General features: G+C 34.8%; 5 protein-coding genes. 4 read left to right on the top strand and 1 reads right to left on the bottom strand.

Annotated elements, in window-relative coordinates; all coding sequences use genetic code 11:
* Positions 1-139: 139 nt before the first annotated feature.
* Complete coding sequence (gene fusA, locus H6W52_RS14175) at positions 140-2,206, bottom strand: elongation factor G (protein ID WP_185216758.1); 2,067 nt, start codon at positions 2,204-2,206, stop codon at positions 140-142.
* A gap of 876 nt (positions 2,207-3,082) precedes the next feature.
* Between fusA and H6W52_RS14170 the strand changes: the two genes are divergently transcribed.
* Genes H6W52_RS14170 through H6W52_RS14155 form a run of 4 tightly spaced genes read left to right on the top strand, consistent with a single transcriptional unit; the run spans position 3,083 to position 6,307 of the window.
* Positions 3,083-3,757: an HAD family hydrolase gene (locus H6W52_RS14170; RefSeq protein ID WP_116098792.1), complete on the top strand. Its 675-nt coding sequence runs from the start codon at positions 3,083-3,085 to the stop codon at positions 3,755-3,757.
* 2 nt (positions 3,758-3,759) lie between these two features.
* Positions 3,760-4,584, top strand: a complete 825-nt coding sequence (locus tag H6W52_RS14165) for a phosphoribosyltransferase family protein (protein WP_116098791.1) — start codon at positions 3,760-3,762, stop codon at positions 4,582-4,584.
* Positions 4,574-5,128 (top strand): TerD family protein, encoded by a 555-nt coding sequence (locus H6W52_RS14160; protein WP_076392789.1) that lies wholly within the window; start codon positions 4,574-4,576, stop codon positions 5,126-5,128. The genes H6W52_RS14165 and H6W52_RS14160 overlap by 11 nt, the downstream gene beginning before the upstream one ends.
* Positions 5,129-5,134: 6 nt before the next feature.
* A complete protein-coding gene (locus H6W52_RS14155; protein ID WP_116098790.1) occupies positions 5,135-6,307 on the top strand; it encodes a toxic anion resistance protein in 1,173 nt (390 codons plus the stop codon).
* Positions 6,308-6,312: the final 5 nt, after the last annotated feature.

Below are 6,312 nucleotides of genomic sequence, written 5' to 3'. Positions count from 1 at the left end.
GAAAAATTTTTTGAGCTTTGAGGGCTCAAAATTTTTCAGAATAACTTTTCTACTTACACAGTTAGTAGGACACTACCTTAATAATTTATTTCAATAACCCAAACAAGGACTGCAAAAATAAATTTACAGCCCTTGTCTTTTAGGTTACTAATGTATTTGCGATGAAATCAGGCACCAAAGCATAGTGCGACAACTTCATGCTGATCGAAGCTCTTCCGCTCGTCAACGTTCTCAGATCAGAAATATATCCGAAAGTAGAAGCTAAAGGAACTTCTGCCGTGAAAATTTTTCTTCCCGATTTTTCATCAATTGAGATGATGATTCCTCTTCGTTTGTTGATATCCGCAGTCACCGCTCCTGTATAATCTTCAATCGTCTGAATCTCAACTTTCATGATAGGTTCCATTAATTTAGGCTTACAGGATTTTCCAATTTCCCTAAAACCGTCTCTTGCTGCCATTTCAAAATCCTGAGCATGAGAATCATTACTGTGAGTCGATCCGTCGAGAAGCGTAACTTTCATGCTTTCCAGAGGATAACCCTGTAATGCTCCGTTTTCCATTGCTTCTCGGAAACCTTTTTCAACAGACGGAATAAATTCATTCGGAATCACTCCGCCTTTGATCTGATTGATGAATTCCAGACCGATTCCATCATCATTTCTCGGTCCGATTTCAAACGTGATGTCCGCAAACTGTCCGCTTCCGCCATTCTGTTTCACGAGTTTTTCACGGTGCGTTCTGGTTTCCGTTAAAATTTCTTTATACGAAACTTTAGGTTTTCCCTGATTGATTTCAATTCCATGATTCAACCTGATTTTTTCTAAAGTAACTTCAAGATGCAGTTCTCCCAAACCGCTCAGTAAAGTTTCTCCTGTTTGTCGGTCTCTTTCAACAACCAACGATGGGTCTTCTTCCTGAATTTTTGCTAAAACCAGTCCGAAAGACTTTTCATCCGCATTTGTTTTCGGTTCAATAGAAACCCTGATTACCGGAGCAGGAATCGTAATGGATTCAAGCAAAACAGCCTGTTCAAGACCAGATAAAGAATCTCCTGTTTTCGCATCTTTTATTCCGGTCAAAGCCACAATATCTCCTGCTTTTCCTTCTTCAACCGTTATCGTTTTGTTCGACTGCATCTGCAAAATCCTTGAAATTCTGAAACTTTCACCCGTCCTTACATTCTGAACCGTATCACCGGATTGTATACTTCCCGAATAAATTCTCAACATCGAAAGTTTACCCATATGTTTATCAATCACCACTTTGAAAACCAGTCCTGAAAACATTTCCTCTTCATTTCTTTCCAGTTCAACCGTTTCTTCTATTTTTGCATCTTTTCCTATCACGGAAGGCAACTGATCCGGTGAAGGAAGATAACCAACGATCGCATCAAGCAAAGGTTGTACTCCCTTGTTTTTGAATGCAGAACCACATAAAACAGGAACTGAATTTCTTGACTGACAAGCTCTTTTTATGGCTTCAGTGATCATTTCTTCAGAAATTTTTGTTTCAGAATCCAGAAAATATTCAAAAAACTGTTCGTCAGATTCGGCCAAAGTTTCCATTAGTTTTATTCTCCATTCATGAGCTTCAGCGTTGTAAAGTTCCGGAATTTCCTTTTCAATAATGGTTTCTCCGTTTTCATCCATCCAGTACAGCGCTTTTTGCTTAATTAAATCGATAACACCTTCGAAACTGTCTTCTGAACCCATCGGAATTTGTAAAGCTAAAGGAACTGCATTCAGTTTTGTTTTAATTTCATTTAAAACAGCAAAAAAATCTGCCCCTATTCTATCCATTTTATTAATGAAACAAATCTTTGAAATTCCATGTTTCTCAGCTTGGAACCAGACATTTTCCGTTTGTGGCTGAACTCCCGAAGAAGCACAGAAAACTGCTACGACGCTGTCCAGAACGCGTAAAGAGCGTTCAACTTCCACCGCAAAATCAATGTGTCCCGGAGTATCGATAATATTGATATTGAAGACATTTTCATCTTTTTTCCACTGGGTAGAAATCGCAGCCGAAGAAATCGTAATTCCCCTGTTTTTCTCTTGGATGTCTTTATCCATTGTGGTATTTCCTTCGTCCACATTTCCGATTTTATGAATCATTCCCGTGTAATAAAGAAGTCTTTCCGTAAGTGTTGTTTTTCCTGCATCAACGTGTGCTATAATCCCTATATTTCGTGTGTTGTATTTCATTTTGTTAAATTTAAATTGTTGATTTTAAGGTTGTAAAATGTTTTAAAACGCAAAATTCTTTGAAAACTGTTTTTTTTATTTAAGAGAGCAGAGTTGTGACAAAGTCGCTGATAAATCCAGCTTCTTAAAATCAATTTATTGATTAAAATCCTTGCTCACTTTCTTATTCAGTAAGAAAATTTTTCTTTGCGTTAAAAAAATAGACAACCTTTCCGAATGTAAAAGCTGAAAAGTAGGGTAGCAAAAAAGACCTATCTGAAACAGACAGGCCTTCGTTATATTTTAGTTTTATAAGGTCGATCGTTATTTAGATAAATATTTAGTGCTACCAAAGTACACAGCTCTGATAGGATTGCTTAAAGTAATTATATTTATCATTTTTGTTGACATTGTTGATTGTTAACCGGTTGCAAAGCTAGAAAAAAAAATTTAACAGCAAAAATTTTTTTTAATTTTTTTTAAACGACTGAAAAATTGAAAATTTAAAGACATTATTTGCTAAATTATTTTTAACGCGAGGATCGCCAGGTTTTGTTCAATCCTTTGAAGACATTTTCGTTCGCCAAGGCACTTCGTTCAGCAAATGATAGCATCAAGTCTTGGCTGAGTGAAACGCCTTTGCGAACGAAAAATACCCACAATAATTATAAAAAAATCTTTGAGGACTTTGTGTTTAAAAAAAAGAATTTTTCAATAACAAATATTACGGAAAATCATAAAAATTTCTTAAAACATCAAACTACATTTACACATTAATTTAAAAATTCTATCTTTGAAAGGAATTGTATTTTGAACACGAACAGATGAAAGAAAATAATAACCATTTAAAACATCTTTTTCAGGAAAAAGCTAAATAAAAATTTTAACTAAACCATTTTGAAAACAGATATAGACATCCACAATCACTCCCATTTTTCCTTTGATTTGTGGCTTACTTTAATAAAATCTCATCCTGAATTTAAAGCAAAAAGAGTTGAGCTGTTCTCCTCATTTTTTGACGTAAAAAAACCTATTAACGAAGTTGCGAAAGTCGTAAAATATTATGATGATATTTGCAATTCTATCAATGAGGTAATTGGAGGAAATGTTGACACTTTTGAAATTTATTTATTAATTTTAAATGCACTGGAAGTAGATGTAAAACAATTGAATAAAGATCAGTTAAATCAGTTTTATCAGAAAAGCGAAGATCTGTTTCTGGAATATAAACCTGTTGTGATTTTTGAAAATTTACATCAGTTTTTTGATGAAATTAAAAATCAGGGAAAAACAATCAATATTCTAAGCAATACAGGTTTTATTAAAGGAAAAACCATGAGAAAATTCCTGATCAGTGAAAACCTCGATCAGTATATTGATTTCCACATTTATTCTGATGAAATGAACTGCTCAAAACCCGATCCGAAAATCTTTCAGGAAGTGAAAAATTTACTGCCCAATCAGGATTTAGATGTAAAACAGGTTTTACATATCGGAGATAATCCTGTCGCGGATTATAAAGGCGCAAAGGATTTTGGTTTCAATGCACACTTACTTACACCCAAAATATAACTATGAACAAGAGGTACAGCTTACACCACATTCATTCGGCGGATGAATTTACATTTTCACCCGAAGAATACAGCTATTTCAAATATGGCGATAAGTCGTATGCTGAAAAATTTGCAAAAGAACTGTTCGAAGGATTTGTTTCTTCACATGAAGATATTTTAAATACAGATAAAGAAATTGTGGTATTGCCAAGTCCTTACATGGCAATTCCTACAGCGTCTAATTTTTTATGTTTTTACTTTAAAAAACATCTGGATTTTTATTTGTTTCAGAAAGGAAAAAAATCAAGTATTTTATCGAAAATTAACAGAAATCATACCTACACGACAGATTATGGAAATTTAAGTTTTGAAGACCGTAAAAATCTCATAGCGAATGATACGTATTATCTGGATAAAGATTTTCTTAGAGGAAAACTTTGTATTTTTATAGATGATATTAAAATAACAGGAAGCCATGAGTTTACAGTGAACAAAATTCTTGATGAATATAATGTAGAGGCAGATTTTTTATTCATGTATTATGCTGAGCTGATGAATTTTGATCTTGATCCTAAAATTGAAAATTATTTTAATTATTACGCGGTAAAAAATGTACAAGATATCGCAGAAGTAATGGGGAAGCCTAGTTTTCAGTTTAATACACGAATTGTAAAATATATTTTAGGCTTAGATTCAGGTAATTTTGAGTATCTTTCGTCTAAAGTAAAAAAGGAACTGATGGATAATCTGCTGGAACTGGCAATCAGCAACAATTATCATTTAATAAAAGAATATAAAAACAATATAAACACTTTAACACAAACCGAATTATATTATGGCTATTAACTTACAGAAAGGACAGAGAGAAAATATAAACGCACCGAAATTTACGGTTGGTCTTGGATGGGATATTAACAATACATCTACCGGAACGGCTTTCGACTTGGATGCTTCTTTATTTTTATTAGGTGAAAATAAAAAGTTAATTTCAGATAATCATTTTATTTTTTACAACAATCTGGAGTCTCCGGACAAAGCAGTGATTCACTCTGGTGATAACTTGACAGGTGACGGAACAGGAGATGATGAGCAGATTAAAATTGATTTAACTAAAATTGATGATGCTGTGAAAGAAATTACTGTTGTAGTAACCATTCACGAAGCAGATTCAAGAAGACAGAACTTCGGACAGGTAAGAAATTCTTTCATCAGAATTTTCAATACAGATACCAACGAAGAAATTTTAAAATATGAATTGGACGAAGATTTCTCTATCGAAACCGCAGTAGAATTTGGAAGAATCTACAACAGAAACGGCGAATGGAAATTTGAAGCGGTAGGAAGCGGACAGAGAGAAGGTCTAGAAAAATTTGTATCAATCTATCAATAATCTATTATGGACAATCAGGAAAATCAACCTATAGATCCGCTTGGATCAATCGAACCTCTAAAGACATTCGAACCTACTCCGATGGCGCCGCCGCCGAGTATGGCAACGCCAAGTACGCCTCCTGCACCATTAGTAGACAGAGACGGAAATGTAAATCTTACGCAGTTACAGACAGAAGAACGCCAGAAATATGAAGCCCTTGCAGATTCTATTGACGAAACTAATCCTGGATCCATCGTTAACTTTGGAGCCGATCTTCAGAGAACATTATCCAACCAGAGTGACAGTTTCCTTGGAAATGTAAGGAGATCAAATTCCGGAGAAGTAGGTGAATTGATTAATAATTTATTAGTCGAGCTGAATTATGTAGATGTTGAAGAATTAAATCAGAATAAATTCAAAAGTTTTTTAAGCAAATTGCCTTTCATGAAAAGTGTCATGACGCAGATTGAGAATTTATTTGCCAAATATGATAAAATCATCAACAATATCGATCAGATTGCTTATAAAGTAAACGCAGGAATCATTACTTCCACGAAAGATAATGCTGTTTTGCAGACGATTTTCGAAAGTAATGTGAATGCCATTAAGCAAATCGAAGAGCTGGTGATTATCGGAAACCTGAGAATGGAAAAAGCGGGAGCCGAATTAGCGCACATGGAAGCCAATACTCAAGAATTTCAGGATTATCAGATTGCGGATAAGAGAGATTTTATCGCAAGATTAGACAGAAGATTAGCCGATCTGAAGGTGGTTCGATTAATCATGATGCAGTCGCTTCCGCAGATCAGACTCGTTCAGAACAACAACGTTTCGATTGCAGAAAAAGCACAGACGATTTTAACGACGACTTTACCGCTCTGGAAAAATCAGCTTTCACTGGCAGTAGCGATGTACAGACAGCAGCAAAGTATTGAAATTCAGCAGAAAGTTTCGGCTACGACGGAAGAAATTTTAAGAAAAAATGCAGAACGTTTGGGGCAGAACTCCATTAATGTAGCAAGAGCTAATGAACAGACGATCGTTTCTGTGGAAACATTAAGAGAAACAACTTCAAAATTAATCAATACATTAAACGAAGTAAAGCAGATCCAAAAACAGGGAGCAGAAGGAAGAAGAAAGCTGGATCAGGATCTGATGACTCTGGAACACGAATTAAAAGCAAACGTAAGAGGATAAGAATG

Origin of the sequence: Chryseobacterium sp. C2(2020) (assembly GCF_014218915.1) — a bacterium.
Classification (GTDB): domain Bacteria; phylum Bacteroidota; class Bacteroidia; order Flavobacteriales; family Weeksellaceae; genus Chryseobacterium; species Chryseobacterium mucoviscidosis.
Note: the sequence above shows the minus strand (reverse complement) of the source record. Positions and strands in the feature narration are given on the sequence as shown.

What these genes read in the sequence shown, in the direction of transcription:
- fusA (WP_185216758.1), bottom strand. Translation starts at nt 2,206, where the DNA reads ATGAAATACAACACACGAAATATAGGGATTATAGCACACGTTGATGCA.
- H6W52_RS14165 (WP_116098791.1), top strand. Translation starts at nt 3,760, where the DNA reads ATGAACAAGAGGTACAGCTTACACCACATTCATTCGGCGGATGAATTT.
- H6W52_RS14160 (WP_076392789.1), top strand. Translation starts at nt 4,574, where the DNA reads ATGGCTATTAACTTACAGAAAGGACAGAGAGAAAATATAAACGCACCG.
- H6W52_RS14155 (WP_116098790.1), top strand. Translation starts at nt 5,135, where the DNA reads ATGGACAATCAGGAAAATCAACCTATAGATCCGCTTGGATCAATCGAA.